Annotated in this window: 14 protein-coding genes; 8 read left to right on the top strand and 6 right to left on the bottom strand. The window is 46.4% G+C overall.

Features of this window, described 5'->3' with window-relative positions; all coding sequences use genetic code 11:
• Window positions 1–101: 101 nt before the first annotated feature.
• Window positions 102–1,127: a rod shape-determining protein gene (locus G8759_RS00435; RefSeq protein WP_077923646.1), complete on the bottom strand. Its 1,026-nt coding sequence runs from the start codon at window positions 1,125–1,127 to the stop codon at window positions 102–104.
• 254 nt (window positions 1,128–1,381) lie between these two features.
• Here G8759_RS00435 and G8759_RS00440 point away from each other — a divergent pair, with 254 nt between their 5' ends.
• The 8 genes from G8759_RS00440 to G8759_RS00475 all read left to right on the top strand — a co-directional run bounded on the left by G8759_RS00440 (window position 1,382) and on the right by G8759_RS00475 (window position 12,014).
• A complete protein-coding gene (locus tag G8759_RS00440; RefSeq protein ID WP_167204245.1) occupies window positions 1,382–2,884 on the top strand; it encodes a GH3 auxin-responsive promoter family protein in 1,503 nt (500 codons plus the stop codon).
• Window positions 2,885–2,897: 13 nt separating this feature from the next.
• Window positions 2,898–4,295, top strand: coding sequence for an AAA family ATPase (locus tag G8759_RS00445; RefSeq protein WP_167204246.1), 1,398 nt, complete (start codon window positions 2,898–2,900; stop codon window positions 4,293–4,295).
• A 22-nt stretch (window positions 4,296–4,317) separates the two neighbouring features.
• A complete protein-coding gene (locus G8759_RS00450; RefSeq protein WP_232074084.1) occupies window positions 4,318–4,869 on the top strand; it encodes a hypothetical protein in 552 nt (183 codons plus the stop codon).
• Complete coding sequence (locus G8759_RS00455) at window positions 4,866–6,038, top strand: 1-deoxy-D-xylulose-5-phosphate reductoisomerase (RefSeq protein WP_167204248.1); 1,173 nt, start codon at window positions 4,866–4,868, stop codon at window positions 6,036–6,038. The genes G8759_RS00450 and G8759_RS00455 overlap by 4 nt, the downstream gene beginning before the upstream one ends.
• A gap of 154 nt (window positions 6,039–6,192) precedes the next feature.
• Complete coding sequence (gene rseP, locus G8759_RS00460; protein WP_167204249.1) at window positions 6,193–7,509, top strand: RIP metalloprotease RseP; 1,317 nt, start codon at window positions 6,193–6,195, stop codon at window positions 7,507–7,509.
• 39 nt (window positions 7,510–7,548) lie between these two features.
• Window positions 7,549–8,037, top strand: a complete 489-nt coding sequence (locus G8759_RS00465; protein WP_232074085.1) for a DUF6702 family protein — start codon at window positions 7,549–7,551, stop codon at window positions 8,035–8,037.
• A 184-nt stretch (window positions 8,038–8,221) separates the two neighbouring features.
• Complete coding sequence (gene lon, locus G8759_RS00470; RefSeq protein ID WP_167204250.1) at window positions 8,222–10,711, top strand: endopeptidase La; 2,490 nt, start codon at window positions 8,222–8,224, stop codon at window positions 10,709–10,711.
• A 100-nt stretch (window positions 10,712–10,811) separates the two neighbouring features.
• Entirely contained in the window at window positions 10,812–12,014 is a 1,203-nt protein-coding gene (locus tag G8759_RS00475; protein ID WP_167204251.1) for an AGE family epimerase/isomerase, read from the top strand.
• A gap of 4 nt (window positions 12,015–12,018) precedes the next feature.
• Here the strand turns inward: G8759_RS00475 and G8759_RS00480 are convergent, their stop codons facing one another.
• The 5 genes from G8759_RS00480 to G8759_RS00500 all read right to left on the bottom strand — a co-directional run bounded on the left by G8759_RS00480 (window position 12,019) and on the right by G8759_RS00500 (window position 18,270).
• Complete coding sequence (locus G8759_RS00480) at window positions 12,019–12,579, bottom strand: DNA-binding transcriptional response regulator (RefSeq protein ID WP_167204252.1); 561 nt, start codon at window positions 12,577–12,579, stop codon at window positions 12,019–12,021.
• A gap of 132 nt (window positions 12,580–12,711) precedes the next feature.
• Window positions 12,712–13,518: an N-acetylmuramic acid 6-phosphate etherase gene (murQ, locus tag G8759_RS00485; RefSeq protein WP_167204253.1), complete on the bottom strand. Its 807-nt coding sequence runs from the start codon at window positions 13,516–13,518 to the stop codon at window positions 12,712–12,714.
• Between the two features lie 164 nt (window positions 13,519–13,682).
• A complete protein-coding gene (locus G8759_RS00490) occupies window positions 13,683–14,006 on the bottom strand; it encodes a hypothetical protein (protein WP_167204254.1) in 324 nt (107 codons plus the stop codon).
• Window positions 14,007–14,151: 145 nt separating this feature from the next.
• On the bottom strand, window positions 14,152–16,194 hold the full coding sequence (locus G8759_RS00495; RefSeq protein ID WP_167218593.1) for a glycoside hydrolase family 3 protein: 2,043 nt from the start codon (window positions 16,192–16,194) through the stop codon (window positions 14,152–14,154).
• Window positions 16,195–16,686: 492 nt separating this feature from the next.
• Window positions 16,687–18,270, bottom strand: a complete 1,584-nt coding sequence (locus G8759_RS00500) for a Na+/H+ antiporter (RefSeq protein WP_167204255.1) — start codon at window positions 18,268–18,270, stop codon at window positions 16,687–16,689.

Here is an 18,270-nt window from a genome sequence, read left to right on the forward strand (position 1 = left end):
GACGCTGTCGGGTAGCCAAAGGCCAGGTTGTAGAGACAAAATACCAGCTACAATCCAGCTTTCGGTTATCCGGACTAAAGCCCAGGCTACATTCCAAAAACTTAACTAATCAGAACAGATCTGTACATGTCCAGATTCTTAATCACCTCGCCCGTACCTTTTACAACAGCTTTGAGCGGATCATCGGCCACGTGAATGGGCAGCTTGGTTTTTGCGCCCAGCCGCTTGTCGAGACCATGCAGCAGGGCACCGCCCCCCGTCAGGTGAATACCGTTCGTGTAAATGTCGGCAGAAAGTTCCGGTGGCGAAATTTCCAGCGCCTTCATCGTAGCCTCTTCAATCTTTGAAATTGATTTGTCGAGAGCGTAGGCAATTTCGCTGTAGGTAACCTTAATTTCTTTCGGAATACCGGTCATTAAGTCACGACCCCGGATTTCGTAATCAGCGGGCGGGTTGTCGAGTTCGGGCAATGCCGAGCCAACTTCCATTTTGATTTGTTCAGCCGAGCGTTCGCCAATGAGCAGGTTGTGTTCCCGACGCATGTAATCGACAATATCGCGGGTGAAAACGTCTCCGGCAATCCGGATCGACTGTTCGCAGACAATTCCTGATAAAGCAATTACGGCAATTTCGGTAGTACCACCTCCAATATCGACAATCATGGTACCATTCGGCTGTGTAATATCGATACCGATGCCAATTGCGGCTGCAATTGGTTCGTGCACCATGTAAACTTCCTTCGCCCCGGCATGTTCGGCAGAGTCTTTAACAGCGCGCTTTTCCACTTCGGTAATCCCCGATGGTATACAAATAACCATCCGATGCGAAGGTGAAAACAGTTTGCTACCGGTATCTATCATCTTGATCATGCCCCGAATCATCAGTTCGGCGGCAGTAAAGTCGGCAATTACGCCGTCTTTCAACGGGCGAATCGTCTTAATATTTTCATTGGTCTTTTCGTGCATTTGCATGGCCTTATGGCCAATGGCCAGCACTTTTCCGCTGGCTTTGTCCATTGCAATAATCGAAGGCTCATCCACCACAATCCGATCCTTGTGAATAATCAAGGTATTCGCCGTGCCCAGGTCAATCGCAATGTCGCTGGTTAAAAAATTGAAAAGTCCCATTCCTGGTTAGCTGTTGTTCCTTTTTACAAGTACCGTTTTTAAAAGGTTTGCAAAAATATGGATTATTCAAGAGAAACAACGATGCTATGTAAATACAGTATTGCTTTTTTTATATGACAATCAGAACAGTTAGCAATTTTCGACCCTTCGTTTGCACCAATTAATCAAGATTGACTATCAAACCTGTGTTGCTCCTACCCATTACAAACTCCCTTACAGAAGACTGCCAACTGTTTTCGTAACTTTGCATCATTATGGGAATTCGCTCAGTCGTAAGTAAGCCACTGGCTAAATGGGTCGTAGAGAGGCAGCAGTCGTGGATGTATCAACCCGCCGAAGCTCAGCAACATTGGTTGCAGGAGTTGGTTAAAGGTGGTCGCAACACGGTGTTTGGCCGTATTCACCACTTTCGGGATATACAAACGGTTGACGATTTTCGGCAAGCGGTTCCCGTACGCGATTACGAAGATCTCAAACCTTACATTGATCAGATCCTGGCTGGTACACCTGATGTGCTCTGGAAAGGTCAACCCCTGTACCTGGCCAAAACCTCAGGTACGACCTCGGGTACAAAATACATCCCGATTACGAAGGATTCCATTCCGAACCACATCAACTCAGCCCGTGATGCGCTTCTGAATTACATCTACGAAACGGGAAACAGTGCTTTTCTCGACAAAAAACTCATTTTCCTGTCGGGTAGCCCCGAACTGGCTCAGAAAGCGGGTATCAATATCGGACGGTTGTCTGGCATAGCCAATCACCATGTTCCGGCTTATCTACGCTCGAACCAGCTACCCAGCTACGAAACCAATGTTATCGACGATTGGGAAACCAAGCTGGAGCGGATCATCGACGAAACGTTAACGCAGCCAATGTCGTTGATCTCGGGCATTCCGCCCTGGGTACAGATGTATTTCGACCGGATTCAGGACCGAACTGGAAAGTTGATTAAAGATGTCTTCCCTGATTTTTCGGTGTTTGTCTACGGTGGCGTTAATTTTGAACCATACCGCGCTAAATTGTTTGATAGCATCGGCAAGCGGATCGATTCGATCGAAACCTATCCGGCATCGGAAGGCTTTATCGCTTTTCAGGATACGCAGACTGAAGAAGGCTTGTTGATGCTACTCGATAGCGGGATCTTCTTCGAGTTCATTGCCGCCGACGAATACTTTACTGAAAACCCACGCCGACTAACGATTGATGAGGTCGAACTAGGCAAAAATTACGCTGTCATCATCAACAACAACGCCGGGCTGTGGGGCTATTCTCTGGGCGATACGGTTAAATTTGTTTCACGGGAGCCTTACCGATTACTCGTAACCGGCCGTATCAAGCACTTTATTTCGGCCTTTGGCGAACATGTTATTGGCGAAGAAGTTGAAAAAGCCTTACAGTATGCGATGCAGCTTCACCCCGAAACAGAGGTCGTAGAGTTTACGGTTGCACCAATGGTTAGCCCGAAAGAAGGCCTGCCCTATCACGAATGGTTAATTGAATTTGCTACTCCCCCCAACGATCCGGCAATCTTTGCCCGCGACATCGACAACCGATTAATCGGATTAAACGTATATTACGACGACCTCATCACGGGCTCGATCCTGCAACCGCTCAAGCTAACCAGCCTGCCGCGCGGGGCATTTCAGCGCTACATGAAGTCGCAGGGAAAACTGGGTGGCCAAAATAAAGTACCCCGTTTAGCTAATGACCGGAAAATTGCGGAGGGGTTAGAAGGAATAATGTCCAATGCCTAATGAATAATGGGTAATGAAAATAACAGGAATCGACATTGGCGACTATCGCCAGTTTAAAAATATAAAGTTTGATTTTACGTATCCGGCCGACCACCCAACCAAAGCAGGGCAGCCGTTGGATAAGGTATGCTTTATTGGGCAGAGCGGTACAGGGAAAACGACGTTGCTAAATGTAATTTGGGATTTCTTTCAGGTTGTCTTAGATAGTTATCAACGGGTATCTCTTAAAAATACTTTAGTAAACAATGAATCATATTCCACTTTTGAAGAAACAAAAATTTACTCAATTTATAATGAGAAGAGAATTATTTTAAACTACACCGATCTTAAAAACAAATTCGACTACACTTATCAAGATCTAGATGGTAAATCTAGATACGGACAATTAGGATACGATTGGCTTAATGGACTCGGCATTTATGATTCTTTAAAAAATCAGGAACAGGCGAAAAAACTTTGTCTTTTTATTAAGGATTCCATTGCCCGAGAAGCCGATGCATTCCTGTTTGACCAGAAAGAACAACCACAATCTTTTTCAGATTTCGTAAAGACCGACACACAAATTGAAAAAGAAAAAATAGCACACGTCGAACGTATCAATGCGGCTGGCTCTAAAAAAGTGGTTTCATTAGGAGATATGCAATCATTATCTACCTGGCAATATTTACTTAGAGAAATCAATCAGTACGACGAAGATACTGTACAGCAGATCACGAAAATTATTCAAAGTACACCCAAAAACAAAGTAACTGAAGATCTTCAAAAATGGATTGCTGCTGATCCGCGTATTGATCTAGCCGAAAAATGCTTAAACCCACTTTTGAAAAAATTTTTCCTAGAAGTCAATATTGGCGCGAAGGGTAATTCTCCAATCGCACTTTGTAAAAGTAATAAGCAGGATATTGCAATTCCTAGCTCTAATCTCAGCACTGGTACACGCCAACTTCTGGCTACTGCTATCCCAATTTATAAATTCGATACAGAAGATACAGTTATACTCTTTGATGAACCGGAACGTTCTTTATTTCCTGACATTCAACGCGGGCTCATTGGCTATTATACATCACTTGCTCCTACAGCACAGTTTTTCTTCGCTACTCACTCGCCCATTATCGCATCTGCTTTTGAGCCATGCGAACGGTTCATTCTGTATTTTGACGAGAATGGCGAAGTGAAGTTCCATAACGGTATTGCGCCAGAAGGCGACGACCCAAATGATATTTTGCGACAGGATTTTGCTATGGCCGACTTGATGTTACAGAAAGGATTGGAAGCTTACGAAAAGTACCGCCAGCTTGCTATGCAGATTCGGGCAGAAACTGATGAGGAAAAGAAAAATCAACTTATTATCGAGCGGCTAGAGCTAGGAAATCGATACAATTTTGCTGGTCAATATGCGCAGAGTAAATAAACCCGACGATTCGACAGTTTTGATGAGTGATTTGACCTACAAAGTTGATGGCAATAACAAAAGTTTAGCAAATGCTCTTTGTGATGAACAACATAATATTTGTGCCTATACAGAAACGTATCTAGGCCGTTCTGACAAAAAGGATATTGAACATTTCAACCCTACTCTAAAAAACACTTCTGGGGACAGCTATCAAAATTGGTTTTTAGTTAAAGCGCAGTGGAACGGCGAAAAAGCATCAAAATGGAATGACTATCAACCTATTCTGCACCCAACAGACAAGCAATTTGAAAAACGGATCATTTATTTTGAAGGTGAATATATTGCGGCTTCGTCTGAAGACCAGGAAGCACTTAATTTAATTAGCCTATTAAAATTAGACGACCCTGATCTAGCAATCGAACGTCGCTGCTATTTAGAAAACCTTAAAGAGAACCTTGACTTATATGGAAAACCTGCCCAGCAATATGTAGATTATTTATTGACGACAAGGCCCAGTTTGGTCTATTATATCCGCGCTATTGAAGAAGAATTACAGGTAAAAGTCAATTTTGACTTGGTGAAAACTAAATGACTGATATAAAAAAACGCCATATCGCCATCCTTGGCTCGACGGGCTCCATCGGAACGCAGGCCGTTGATGTGGTCAAGAGCCATCCCGACCAGTTTCAGGTCGAAGTGCTGACGACCAACAACAATGCGGACTTACTCATTGAGCAGGCCATCGATCTGAAACCTAACGTTGTCGTGATCTGCAACGAGACCAAGTACGATCAGGTATTTGGCGCGCTCGATCCGCTAGGCATTAAGGTATATGCAGGGGCCAAAGCGATAGCGTCGGTCGTGCAGATGGACACGATTGACATGGTACTGACCGCTATGGTTGGCTATGCGGGTTTACTGCCGACTATTAAAGCGATTGAAGCCGGAAAATCCATCGCACTGGCCAATAAAGAAACCCTTGTCGTTGCGGGCGAGCTTATTACCCGACTGGCAGCCCAAAAGGGCGTCAATATCTATCCGGTTGATTCTGAACATTCAGCGATTTTCCAGTGTCTGGTTGGTGAGTTTCACAACCCGATTGAGAAAATTATCCTGACCGCATCGGGAGGTCCCTTCCGGGGGAAATCGCGGGAATTTCTATCGACAGTTACGAAAGCGCAGGCGCTTAAACACCCCAACTGGACCATGGGCGCCAAGATCACGATCGACTCGGCTACGCTCATGAACAAAGGGCTGGAAGTAATCGAAGCGAAATGGCTTTTCGGCCTGACGCCCGCCCAGATCGACGTAATCGTGCATCCACAGAGCATTATTCACTCGCTGGTTCAGTTTGAAGACGGGAGTCTGAAAGCCCAGATGGGACTGCCCGATATGCGACTGCCGATTCAGTTCGCCCTGGGGTATCCGAATCGATTACCGTCCAATTTTCCTCGTTTCAATTTTCTGGACTATCCATCCCTAACCTTTGAAAAGCCGGACCTGGAAACATTTAGAAACCTCCAACTCGCTTTCGAAGCTCTCGATCGGGGTGGCAATGCCCCTTGTATCATCAACGCAGCCAATGAAGTAGCCGTAGACGCGTTTCTTCACGATCAGATTGGTTTTCTGGAAATTTCGGAGATAATTGAATTATGTTTAGCGAAATCGACCTTCATTCAGAATCCGACTTATGACGATTACGTCAACTCGGACGACGAAGCCCGCCGATTAGCTTCAGAACGAATTAAAAGTTTTGTTTAGCTGTTTGTATTATATGACCTGAACATATCGTTTTTACGATCACGACCTATTGAATTTAACTGACCAATCCTGTAAATTACTCCTTTGGCATTGGCCCAGTTGATCCTCAATCGTTAAATAATCTTAAATTTGATCTTATCATTCTTTTGAATACATGGAAATTTTAGTGATGGCCGGACAGCTCATTCTGGGTCTGTCCATCTTGGTGGGGTTACATGAGTTAGGTCACCTGCTGGCCGCAAAAGCTTTTGGCATGCGGGTAGAGCAATATTTCATTGGCTTTCCTCCTAAAATCTGGAGTATCAAACGGGGTGAAACCGAATATGGTGTCGGAGCAATTCCGCTCGGCGGCTTCGTAAAAATCTCGGGGATGATCGACGAATCGCTCGATACGGCCCATACCAATACTGAACCACAACCTTACGAGTTTAGAGCCAAACCAGCCTGGCAACGACTCATCGTTATGCTTGGCGGTATTATCGTAAACGTTATTGTTGGCATCCTGATTTTCGTGATCCTGACCTACAAAAACGGGAATACGTACCTGGCGGCCAAAGATGCGAAATACGGCATTGTTGCCTATGATCTGGCCAAGGGCATTGGCTTGCAAACAGGCGACAAGATTGTTAAAGTCAACGGCAAGCCGATCACCGATTTCAATGAAATTCGTAGCTCTGATGTGTTCCTTGGCAATAACAGCTCCTATACAGTTGAACGAAACGGCAAGCTGGAAGACATTTATATCCCCAATAATTTTGTGGATAAGCTGGCCGACAAGAAATCCGCCGGTCAGTTTGTTGAAGCTATTGAGCCTTTTAAAGTTGGCGAATTAGTACCTGGTCAACCAGCGACCAAAGCAGGTTTGAAGAAAGGTGATTTCATTACAAGTGCCAATGGCAAGCCAATCCGGTTTTATCATGAGTTCACCGAAGTTGTCAAACCGCTAAAGGGAAAACCTATTGCACTGGGCGTCAATCGGAATGGACAGGCGCTTACGCTTAATATGACTACCACTGAAGAGGGCACAATTGGCTTCTACCCCGACCTGCTGCTTCCGCTCACGAAAGAAGAGTATACGTTCGGTCAGGCGCTGTCTATTGGTACGAAAAAAGCATTCCAGGTCGTGTTCGACAACATTAAAGGTTTTGGCAAGATTTTCCGGGGTGAAGTATCGGCATCCAAAGCGCTGAGCGGCCCAATCGGTATCGCACAAAACCTGTTTGGTGGCATTTGGGTCTGGGATCGTTTCTGGACCGTTACAGGCCTGCTCTCAATGGCTCTGGCCTTCATGAACGCTTTACCAATTCCGGCGCTCGATGGTGGTCATGCCACGATTTTAGGCTATGAGATCATTTCTGGCCGCAAACCGTCTGATCGTTTTCTGGAAGCCGCTCAGCGGGTTGGTATGGTGATTCTGCTCGGTCTAATGGCCTTTGCTATCTTCAATGACGTCTTTAAAGCTGTTTTTTAAGCATTGAAATCGCCTAAATTAATCACAGCATTGATAATAATGGTGGCCGGTTGCCTGGTAGGCAGTCGGCCACTGACACTTCATGATTTTCATGCCAGTGTCACGCAGATGCAGTATAATTCGAAAGAACGAACGTTTGAAATTAGTGTCCGGATTTTTACGGACGATTTTGAAAAGGCATTATCTCAGGAAACAAATACCAAAGTACATTTATCAGGATCTCCGGGCGGACCGAATGATAAAAATGACCCGTTAATAGAAAAATATATTCGTTCACATTTTGCTTACGTAAATTCACAGAAACAAAATAAGGTTATTGAATATGTAGGCCATGAGGTTGAAGCTGATGCAAATTGGATTTATCTCGAAATGCCGTATGCCGAACCATTTAAGGGAGGCTCGCTGAAGCAAAATGCACTCATGGAACTATTTGATGATCAGGTAAATATGGTCAATATTCAATATCAGGGCCAGAAAAAAACGTTTGTTTTTAAAAAAAATCAGCCCGTTCAGGATGTTTCGTTCTGAATAATAAATTTATTGGTTCAGTGCCCATCCTATTTAATTACTTTTGCAGTAAACGCAGGTGACCTGTCGGTTCGTCATAGGTAGTACTATGGCACGGCTCTTGCAATTGGCTCATAACCTTGCCTTTCCTGACATTATAAGACACCTACCACATAATGAAAGCTGTCAGTTTGGCAGTTCACATATGATTTCAGAAAAAGAATTAGCTACCCGTTTGATGCTGGCCGATTTCGACTCGGACAATTTAGAGATTGTGCCACTTGGGTCGCCAGAAGGGTTAGATGATGATTATGACCTTCCACCGAACCTGCCCATCCTGCCGGTTCGTAATACGGTGTTGTTTCCAGGCATGGTTATTCCCGTTACGGTGGGTCGGGCAAAATCAATCCGACTCGTAAAAAAAGCATATAAAGGAAACCGGATCATAGGTGTTGTCGCGCAGTTGAATCAACAAAAAGATGAACCAACCGCCGACGATCTCTACCGGTTCGGTACAGTGGCCTATATCATCAAGATGATTACGTTGCCCGATGGTAACATCACCATTATCATCCAGGGCAAAAAGCGCTTTGAAATTCAGCAGATCACCCAGGAAGAACCCTTCATGACGGCACAGGTTCGTCAGATTGAGGATTCGTTTCCAAGTGTGACCAAAAAGGAAGGAAAAGCCTTACTGCAATCCCTTAAAGATTCAGCCTATAAAATTCTACGGCTCAATCCGGAAATACCCCAGGAAGCCCGTATTGCGCTCGATAACATCGAGAGCCCGACTTTCCTGTTACACTTCCTGTCGTCGAACATTAATGCCGAAGTAGGCGATAAGCAACGCCTTCTGGAAACGCTCGAAGGAAATCAGCAAGCAAATTTGCTGCTTGAATACATGCTCCGGGAAGTCCAGTTGCTTGAACTCAAGCGCGAAATTCAATCCAAGGCATCCTCTGACCTCGATCAGCAACAGCGCGATTATTACCTCCGCCAGCAAATGAAGGTTTTGCAGGACGAGTTGGGCATGGATAACCCCGACCGTGAGATCGACGAGCTGCGGATAAAGGCCGATCGAAAAAAATGGCCTACCGAAGTACGTTCCCATTTTGACAAAGAACTAAATAAGCTACAGCGTATCAACCCAATGGCGCCGGAATATCCGGTGACGATGAATTACGTTGAGCTGATGGTCGATCTGCCCTGGAATGAATATACCAAGGATAACTTCGATCTGAAGCGGGCGCAGAAAATACTGGATGCTGATCATTTCGGGCTCGAAAAAGTAAAAGAGCGGATCATTGAATACCTGGCCGTTTTGAAGCTAAAGAACGATATGAAAGCGCCGATTTTATGCCTTTACGGGCCTCCGGGCGTGGGTAAAACCTCGCTGGGCAAGTCGGTTGCTAAAGCATTGGGACGTAAATATAGCCGGATGGCACTAGGTGGTGTTCACGATGAAGCCGAAATTCGGGGACACCGTAAAACCTACATCGGTGCTATGCCGGGTAAGGTGATCCAGAATATCCGGAAGTGTGGCACATCGAACCCGGTCTTTATCCTGGATGAGATCGACAAGGTTAGTTCTGATTTTCGGGGTGATCCGTCGTCGGCCCTGCTCGAAGTTCTTGACCCTGAACAGAATTCGACGTTCATGGACAATTACCTCGAAACGGAGTTTGATCTGTCGAGGGTGTTGTTCATTGCCACAGCTAACTCGCTCGATACCATTCACCCCGCTCTGCGCGACCGGATGGAAATTATCGATATTGCGGGCTACACGGTAGAAGAAAAAGTCCAGATTGCGAAGAAGTACCTGATTCCCAAGCAGCGTAGAGATCATGGTCTGAAACCCAAAGATCTGCTATTTGAAGATAAAGCTATTCTGCGGATTATCGAGGGCTATACCCGTGAGTCGGGCGTTCGAAATCTGGAGCAAAAAATTGGTGCATTAGTCCGAAAGATAGCCAAATCCATCGCGATGGAGGAGGAATATAATCACACGATCAAAGCTGTCGACGTCCCTAAAATGCTGGGGGCCGAGATCTTCGACAAAGAGCTTTATGCCGATGATGACATCGCCGGTATTGTAACGGGTCTGGCCTGGACCCAGGTAGGTGGTGAAATTCTGCTCATTGAGTCGAGTCTGAGCCGTGGGAAGGGCGCATTGACCTTATCGGGCCAATTGGGTGATGTGATGAAGGAGTCTGCCATAACTGCCCTCTCCTACCTGAAAGCCCACGCCGATGATCTGGGCATTGATTACCGAATTTTTAGTCACTACGATCTGCATATTCACATTCCAGCGGGGGCCGTACCCAAAGACGGCCCATCGGCGGGGATTACGATGCTCACATCGATGACGTCGATTTATACCCAGCGAAAAGTTAAGCCCTATCTGGCCATGACCGGTGAGGTTACATTACGCGGTAAGGTATTGCCAGTTGGTGGGATTAAGGAGAAAATTCTGGCGGCTAATCGGGCTGGTATCAAAGAGATAATTCTGTGCTCGAAAAACCGTAAGGATATTGAGGAAATCAATGCTTCTTACATCAAAGATCTCAAGTTCCACTACGCAGACACAGTCGATCAGGTGCTTGAAATGGCGCTTTTACCTGGTAAAGTTGGTAAGCCCATGAAGTTTGTGTTACCTGAAGATAAAGAACAGCGCGAAGTAGAGCGAGTTTATTAAGTACCAATAAAAACGCGGCTCAAACGAATTTTAACAACTAAAAGCGGATAATCCGTTTGAGTTGTACAATTCGTTTGAGCCGCGTTTTTATCTTTACACCGTGCTTGATTTTCATAAACTTTCCGCCGACTATCAGCAGGCTTTGCTCCGCCAGATTGTACCGTTTTGGCTTAAACACAGCCGCGACGAGCAATGTGGTGGTTATTTTGACTATCTGACGGATACGGGACAGGTTATAGAAGGCGATAAATTTGTTACCACTCAGGCACAGCAAGTCTGGGCATTTGCCTGGCTCTACAATAAGTTTGATGGCCAACCTGCCTGGCTTGAACATGCCCGTCACGGCGCTGTTTTTCTGAGCCAGTTTGCCCAGAATGAAACACTAAAAGCGTATGGCCAACTCGATCGCCGGGGTCGTTCGGTTGCCCCTTCCAACGATTGTTTAGCTGATTGTTCGTTGGTTATGGCCTATGCTCAGCTCTATCGCGCCACCAAAGACGATGAGTGGGCAATGCTGGCCAAGCAAACTTTTTCGACTCTATTCCAGCATTGGACCGATGCGCGCACAGAACAGGCACAGATCGTTGGCGGCTTTCGACACTATTGCCACCTGAGCGAACCGGTGCTGTTGTTTAAAACCTTGCTTGAGATTCAATCGCTATTAGATGAGGAAACCTGGAAGGAAAACATAGAGACTGTACTGAATGTGTTGCTACGCGAATTTCTGGATCGCCGTACGGATACGTTGCGCGAGCACGTGCTGCCCGAAGGTTCGTTTTTCAATACACCCGATGGGCGACGACTTAACGTTGGACTAACCTTTCAGGCAATTGGTTTTCTGCTTGACCTCTGCGCCGAATCAGGCAACCGAAAATTAGCCATGCAGGCCACAACCTGGAGTCTTCGCATGTGTGAGCTGGCCTGGTCGGAGTCAACGCTGGGGCTCAATCAGTATGTAGACCTGAAAAATCAACCGCTGATTTTCCCCGAATGGAGCCAGAAATGGGCATGGGTACAAGTTGAAGCGATTTCAACACTGGCTAAAAGCTACTTTCAAACTCGCCACCCAGAATGCCCGAAGTGGATTAAGCGTATCCATGATTTTACGTTCCAATACTTTCCGGATCCCAAACACGCCGGGTGGCATGTAGCTGTTGGTCAGAATAATCAGCCTTTGCTGGCGGCTAAGGCGATTGCCCCTATAGGTTGTTTTTCACTCATTCGGTGCCTTGCCGAAACGGCCCAGACGCTAACTAAATGCGCTCAATTACAGCCCGTAGGTCGACATATTCGCGTAAATTGAACGACTATAAAGCTATCATGGCCAATTCATGGGTATTGACCTCAGCAACCAGAAAATTGATTGAACTTTTGTTATTTACTGCAATTGCCGTAGAAAACGTATGACTTCCTGCTTCAATAAATTCTGAAATAAGTGTCTGCTGCCGGGTTGAATGGACCACGTCTAACTGATACAGATCTATTTTTAATTGGCAGGCAGCGTAAACCGAGATCCTAATCTCAGGTTGTTGATAACTAAACTGGGCAAGAATGCTCTCTCCGGAAGTTTCTGCGGCTAGAGCAATGCTTATTTGCCTGACTAATAACGGAATTATTGGGGCAAGCCCATCGACAAACAATATGTCGGCATTCTGCCGGATAAAATCAGTTTTTAGCCGAACGTTTGTTGATTCATCGACTCCCCGCCCAAAGGCAATCAGGTCAAAATCGGCCGCATCGAAACCTTCGCTTGCCTGCTCAACACGGTTTGTGGTCTGTACAACCAGCCCTTTACGGGTCAACGCATCGGCCAGTGTTGAGAGAACAGCAGCATTACGGCCCACCAGCAATACCCTCTTGCTCATCATTTTCTAAATCTTCTGCAAAATGGTAGTCGTAAATTGTAGCAGAATATTTTATTGACTCGCGATCTTTAATTCTTGATCAGACTATTCAAGAGCTTCCCGAACGTTTGTTTAAAGCATTCGGGAAGTTGACAATTAACGGGACTGATTATAGCCGTCAATAGCTCCTCTGACATTGCTATATTTTGCCAGCAATTCCTCAGCTTCTTCCCGATTAACCCCAATTTCACTCATCACCATTTTGGCAGCCCGGTCCTGTAATTTAATATTGGTTAACTGCATATCAACCATTTTATTCCCCTTTATCCGGCCTAGCTGAATCATGACCGAGGTAGAAATCATATTGAGCACTAGCTTCTGAGCTGTGCCTGCTTTCATACGCGTGCTGCCTGTAACGAACTCTGGCCCAACAACCACTTCAACCGGAAATTCAGCGGCCTGCGCTACAGCAGAACCCGGATTACAGACGACACAACCTGTGAGAAGACCAGCCGCCCGCGCTTTATTCAAACCACCAATCACATAGGGCGTTCTGCCCGATGCGGCAATACCGATCACGGTATCATGTTCATCTGGATGATAGGGTTCAATATCTTTCCAGGCTTGCTCGGCATCGTCTTCGGCAAACTCAACCGCTTTGCGGATAGCCCCATCGCCACCAGCCATCAGGCCAATCACCAGATCATGCGGTACACCATATGTAGGTGGACATTCGGAGGCATCGACAACACCCAGCCGCCCGCTTGTTCCGGCGCCAATATAAATAAGGCGACCGCCCTCTTTCATTCGTTTGACAATCTGGACAACTAATGCTTCAATTTGAGGAATTGCCTTTTCGACTGCAAAGGGCACCGTTTTATCTTCCTTATTAATATTCGTCAGCAAGTCGTGAACCGACATCTGCTCCAAATGATCGTAATGCGACGAGGTTTCTGTTATCATATACCAAAAGTAATAGGTCATTATTTTAACTGGCAAATAATCCGATATTACTTTATATAGCTTTCGCTGAGAGCCATATCACTACGGACGGTCGCGAAGCCGGACCGTGGTTCTAAGCGAAAGTCCTAGCTGTTGTATCTTGTAAAGTATAATGATCGGTAGGCCTATATTTTATCTTCGTAGCCTAAATCAGAAATCTTGCAACCATGCTGAGTAATAATCAATAAACCAAAATTATCTGATGAGCATGAATCAGTCCTTTTACCCACCTTATCATAGCGTATGCAGTTTAGGTTGGTAATTTCGCCTTTGTCATTTCGATTGATCACTTTTACTTCAGCCTTGATACCATATTGCTTAAGGACCTGACGTTCAACCTCCCGGATCTGATCATCCGAAGCCGTTCTGACGACTTTAAGAAGCGGCTCATCAAGGCTGTTCAGATTAGCGGTGAACCATATAAGTAGGAAGAAAATCGTGAGCTTCATGATAATTTGCGGTTGGGGGTTAAATTGCTTTCCGATTAATCCAATGGCACTACGAGCAGCCGTTTCATTGTTGCTGTAGGTGGACACTTAAGAAACCCTTAAGAACAAAGCGCACATCGGTCACCCTATAAGGGTCCTAAAACTATTACTTCCTGATTTTAAACGTTAGCCCTTCCTCATAATGAAAGAGGGCATAACCCGCACCTTCTTCATACCCAGGTACGTCTTCTTTCTGCTGCTGAACGGCTGCTTCGGAAATTGGGGTGGTAAACGGCATTTTGCCCGTTGGGCTGAACTTCCCCGTCACAATATCAAGCAACGCGTCAGGGGTTGTGCCAAATGTGGCCAGAACACCCTTAGCAGTCGTGTTGGTAGCTTTTGGATAAATTTCGTCGATCACCCAGGGGTTGCTGTAGTTAATCGCCAGAATGGTTGGTTTCTTGGCCGTTAGCGAATTAACGTAGGCTACATCGATTGAATTCTTCGATAAAGACAGATAAATCGGCGAACCATCCGACGCAAACAATGACTTCGCCGAGGGCTTCAGCCATAAAACTATCACATCTGCTTCATCAGGTGTAGCGACAAAGGTAATCGGGTATTTTCCATCGTTGATCGTATAGCTGGTAGCCTGCGTAGCGGTTCCACCTGCCTTGGCCGCATTGACGTCGAAATACACTTTCGTTTTGGGTTTAAGCGGCAGCATCTCGGCTTCATTGCGAAGCAGAACAATTGACTTCCGGTGAGCAAGATCGGCCCTGGCCCGAAACTGCGCATTCCCTACAAGACGTTCGGCCGCGTCTTCATCCACATAGGGATTTTCGAAAAGCCCCAGATTGAATTTTTCCATCAGGAGACGAAGCACCGAATCGTCGATCAGTTTGGTGTCGACCATGCCGCTTTTCACCGTGGCCAGCAAGTTGGCGGGATCAGCCGTACCTGAATAGAGGTTTACTCCCGCTTCCAGGGTTCGTTTATAACGCTCCTGAATCGAGAGGTTTTCGGCTCCCCAGGGCATCATTTCAATCGGCCCCGTATCGGAATTGATGATACCGCTAAAGCCTAACTCGGTGCGCAGCAGATCATGAATGACAGCCCGGTTGTAAGCATAAGCGATGGGTTCGTACTTGGTGTCAGCAGGCAGGGAATAATAGGGCATAATGGCGGAGGTGCCCGCCTTGATGGCTGCTTTGAAAGGAATCAGATTGTTGGCAAACTTGCCCCCCGGAAAAACCTCTTTCTTTCCCCAGTCAAAGTGGGGATCTTGTCCCCCCTGGCCAGATCCTCCTCCCGGAAAGTGTTTCGTGGTCATCGCCACAGAGCCAGGGCCGAGTGTTGTCCCCTGGAAGCCATAAACAATTTCGGTTATCATCTGGCCTGCCCACTGGGCATTTTCTCCAAAGGTACCTTCAATGCGCTGCCAGCGGGGTTCGGTCGCTAAATCGGCCATATACATATACCCTTTTCGCAAGCCAACAGCGGCCCATTCCTGGCGGGCAATGTCGGCAAATTCCCGGACGAGTTTCAGGTCCCGCATGGCCGACAGGCCTAATTCCCCCGGCCAGGCCGAGAAAACTGTCTGGCCAACACTGGTGCCAATAGCCGCAGCCGCCGTAATGTGATTTCGTGGATTGGATGCAACAATGGCTGGAATACCCAGCCCATCTCCTTCGCAGAGGGCCTGCAACTTGTTGGCCCATTCAGCCGTGGTCCGGGCACTCACATTCGCCCGCAAAATGAAGTGGCGAAGGTGATATTGAGTAACGGCTTTCGTCGTTCCTGCTGCGTTCATAATAGGAGCAGGCAGTGGTTTACGAGTAAACATGTTCTGGCTGGCCACTAAATCTTCCTCATTGAAATCGCTGGTAATGGGTTCGCGGGAGGCAGCCGGCCCAAACGACTGATCGTTTTTCATCCGGGTTGTGCTGATAAGCATGAAGCCGACCTTTTGTTCCAACGACATTTTTGTCAGTAAGTCGCGACTTCGTTCCTGGGCAGACAATCGCCAGTCTTCGTACTTATCCAACTGGCCATTCCGGTTCAGATCTTTAAACTTCAGGCCACTCATCTCCAGTATTTTTACGGATCGAACGCCCAGAACAGGTTGTTTACCCGAGGATTTTGGCTGACTTGAAACTTGTTGCGTGAGACAGATAAAAACGGCTAGTATAAGGCTTTTTATGATCATTGGTACGTAGTTACCTGTTTGGCAAAGACAGCTTCCAACCAGGCTAGCCTTCATCAATTTCGAGCGTATCATAAGGGACAGAAGTTAAACGGTGATGGCCGGCATTTAGCCAGGAGCTTTCAGGAGAAGAGCCAGGAGCCGTTATGGAGTAAAGTATATTAATAGGTACTTCTAACCATGAGCAGCCAAACCTGAGTCGTTCATCAGAAACGTATTCAGCTCGACTTGATAGTTGTCCAACCTGTTCACTTGTAGGAAGGCTATTCTATAACTTAAAATCTTTCCAAAGGGCAATCCAGAAGGGTGGCACCGTCACTTCAGAAAAGGGCCCAGTAAAGTTGTGTTTAACAAAGGTAGGCCATTCGCTTCGAGCCCTCGAGCCGTGCCACGGTTACGAATAATACGCAAACAAACCGTGGCACGGCTCGAGGACTCGAAGCGAATGGCCTAAAACTGAATGATATGACGTGAGCTGGCCGTTTTCTGTCAGGATTAAATGATTTTCAACCGTTCTTCTTCTAAATCGATTTGATATAACTGCTGGCGGATAATGTCTTCGTCAATCTTCGGGTCTTTGTTGAGTTCGGTAAGATATTGCCGCTGAGTTTCGAGCAATTCCACAAAAATCACCTTTGTCTTTTCAGTCATCCAGCTATCGTCGGTGGCTTTGGCCCGCTCTTCCCATTGCTTCAGGAATTTTTCCATACCGACGTGACCATTCAGCTCGTTTTCATATTTATTTTTCAGAAACTGATAGACGTGTTGTTTCAGGCCATGTTTCATGTTTCGTCTGGTCAACTCTTCTGGTTCTTCTTCGATAAAGCCGTCAAACAATCTCAACCGTTTTATCAAATAAGGGAGCGTAAGTCCCTGTACCAGGAGTGTAAGAAGGATCACAACAAACGTGACAAACAGAATCAGGTTTCTTTGTGGAAAAGCGATACCATTGTCTAGCGTGATGGGTATTGCCAAAGCCGCAGCCAGCGACACCACCCCCCGCATACCCGTCCAACCCAGAAGCAGTGGCATCAGCCAACGCCTTCTATTGGATCTGGCACGAGGAAGTACGCCAGGACGGAAGATAAATGTAGCCAGTAATGCCGCATAAGAACTAATGACTCTGGCCGCAATCAACACGCCAGTTACCAATACGCCAGAGCCAATGGCGGTACGCAATGGAATACCTTTAGCATGCAGCCCTTCGACAATTTCGGGGAGCTCCAGGCCGATGATCAGAAAGACAATACCATTTAATATAAAGACAAAACTTTCCCAGACACTAAAGCTCTGAATACGGCTGGCACTGTTTAGAAAAATAAGCCGCCTGGTCGACATAAACAAGCCACCGCTTACTACCGCCAGCACACCCGAGCAATGAAACTGCTCAGCTACCCAATACATAAAATAAGGTTCGATGAGCGTCAGTGCTATAGCTGATTGAGCATCGAGGGGAAGGCGTTTATGGGCTTGAACAAAAATCCAGGCCAGCAACAAGCCACTGCCCGCACCGCCTATGACCATCCATAAAAAACTCAGAGCCGCTTGCTGCCAGATAAACTGACCTGTACCTACTGCTACCAGGGCAAATTGGAAAATGATCAGCGATGAAGCATCGTTGAGCAGGCTTTCACCTTCCAGAATAGCCGAAGTGGATTTGGGAATTTTAACAAATTTGGTAATGGCTCCGGTACTCACCGCATCGGGTGGTGATACGATTCCTCCTAACAAAAACCCTAAGGCAATGGTAAATCCTGGAATGAAATGAGTAGCCACTACCGCTACTGACAATGCGGTGAAAAACACGACCAGAAAGGCAAAACTACCAATGATACGCCACCATTTTTTCATCTCTTTAAATGAGATCGTCCAGGAAGCCTCAAACAAGAGTGGCGGTAGGAAAATAAAAAAGATGAGGTCAGGATTGATTCGTACCCTTGGCAGACCCGAGATAAAACTAACTAGCAGCCCGGCAATAACCAGTAGAACCGGATAAGCAATTTTCAGTTTGTTAGCCCACATATTCAGCAGCACGATAGCTGCTATCATGGCGAGCAGAAAAGGTAAAAGGGTGTGCAT

It is taken from the genome of Spirosoma aureum, from assembly GCF_011604685.1.
GTDB lineage: Bacteria > Bacteroidota > Bacteroidia > Cytophagales > Spirosomataceae > Spirosoma > Spirosoma aureum.

Excerpts from the sequence above, each read along its gene's own strand:
- G8759_RS00465 (WP_232074085.1), top strand. The coding sequence starts at position 7,549 with ATGGTGGCCGGTTGCCTGGTAGGCAGTCGGCCACTGACACTTCATGAT.
- G8759_RS00450 (WP_232074084.1), top strand. The coding sequence starts at position 4,318 with ATGAGTGATTTGACCTACAAAGTTGATGGCAATAACAAAAGTTTAGCA.
- G8759_RS00445 (WP_167204246.1), top strand. The coding sequence starts at position 2,898 with ATGAAAATAACAGGAATCGACATTGGCGACTATCGCCAGTTTAAAAAT.
- G8759_RS00440 (WP_167204245.1), top strand. The coding sequence starts at position 1,382 with ATGGGAATTCGCTCAGTCGTAAGTAAGCCACTGGCTAAATGGGTCGTA.
- murQ (WP_167204253.1), bottom strand. The coding sequence starts at position 13,518 with ATGATAACAGAAACCTCGTCGCATTACGATCATTTGGAGCAGATGTCG.
- G8759_RS00500 (WP_167204255.1), bottom strand. The coding sequence starts at position 18,270 with ATGCACACCCTTTTACCTTTTCTGCTCGCCATGATAGCAGCTATCGTG.
- G8759_RS00490 (WP_167204254.1), bottom strand. The coding sequence starts at position 14,006 with ATGAAGCTCACGATTTTCTTCCTACTTATATGGTTCACCGCTAATCTG.
- G8759_RS00435 (WP_077923646.1), bottom strand. The coding sequence starts at position 1,127 with ATGGGACTTTTCAATTTTTTAACCAGCGACATTGCGATTGACCTGGGC.
- G8759_RS00455 (WP_167204248.1), top strand. The coding sequence starts at position 4,866 with ATGACTGATATAAAAAAACGCCATATCGCCATCCTTGGCTCGACGGGC.
- lon (WP_167204250.1), top strand. The coding sequence starts at position 8,222 with ATGATTTCAGAAAAAGAATTAGCTACCCGTTTGATGCTGGCCGATTTC.
- G8759_RS00495 (WP_167218593.1), bottom strand. The coding sequence starts at position 16,194 with ATGATCATAAAAAGCCTTATACTAGCCGTTTTTATCTGTCTCACGCAA.
- rseP (WP_167204249.1), top strand. The coding sequence starts at position 6,193 with ATGGAAATTTTAGTGATGGCCGGACAGCTCATTCTGGGTCTGTCCATC.
- G8759_RS00480 (WP_167204252.1), bottom strand. The coding sequence starts at position 12,579 with ATGATGAGCAAGAGGGTATTGCTGGTGGGCCGTAATGCTGCTGTTCTC.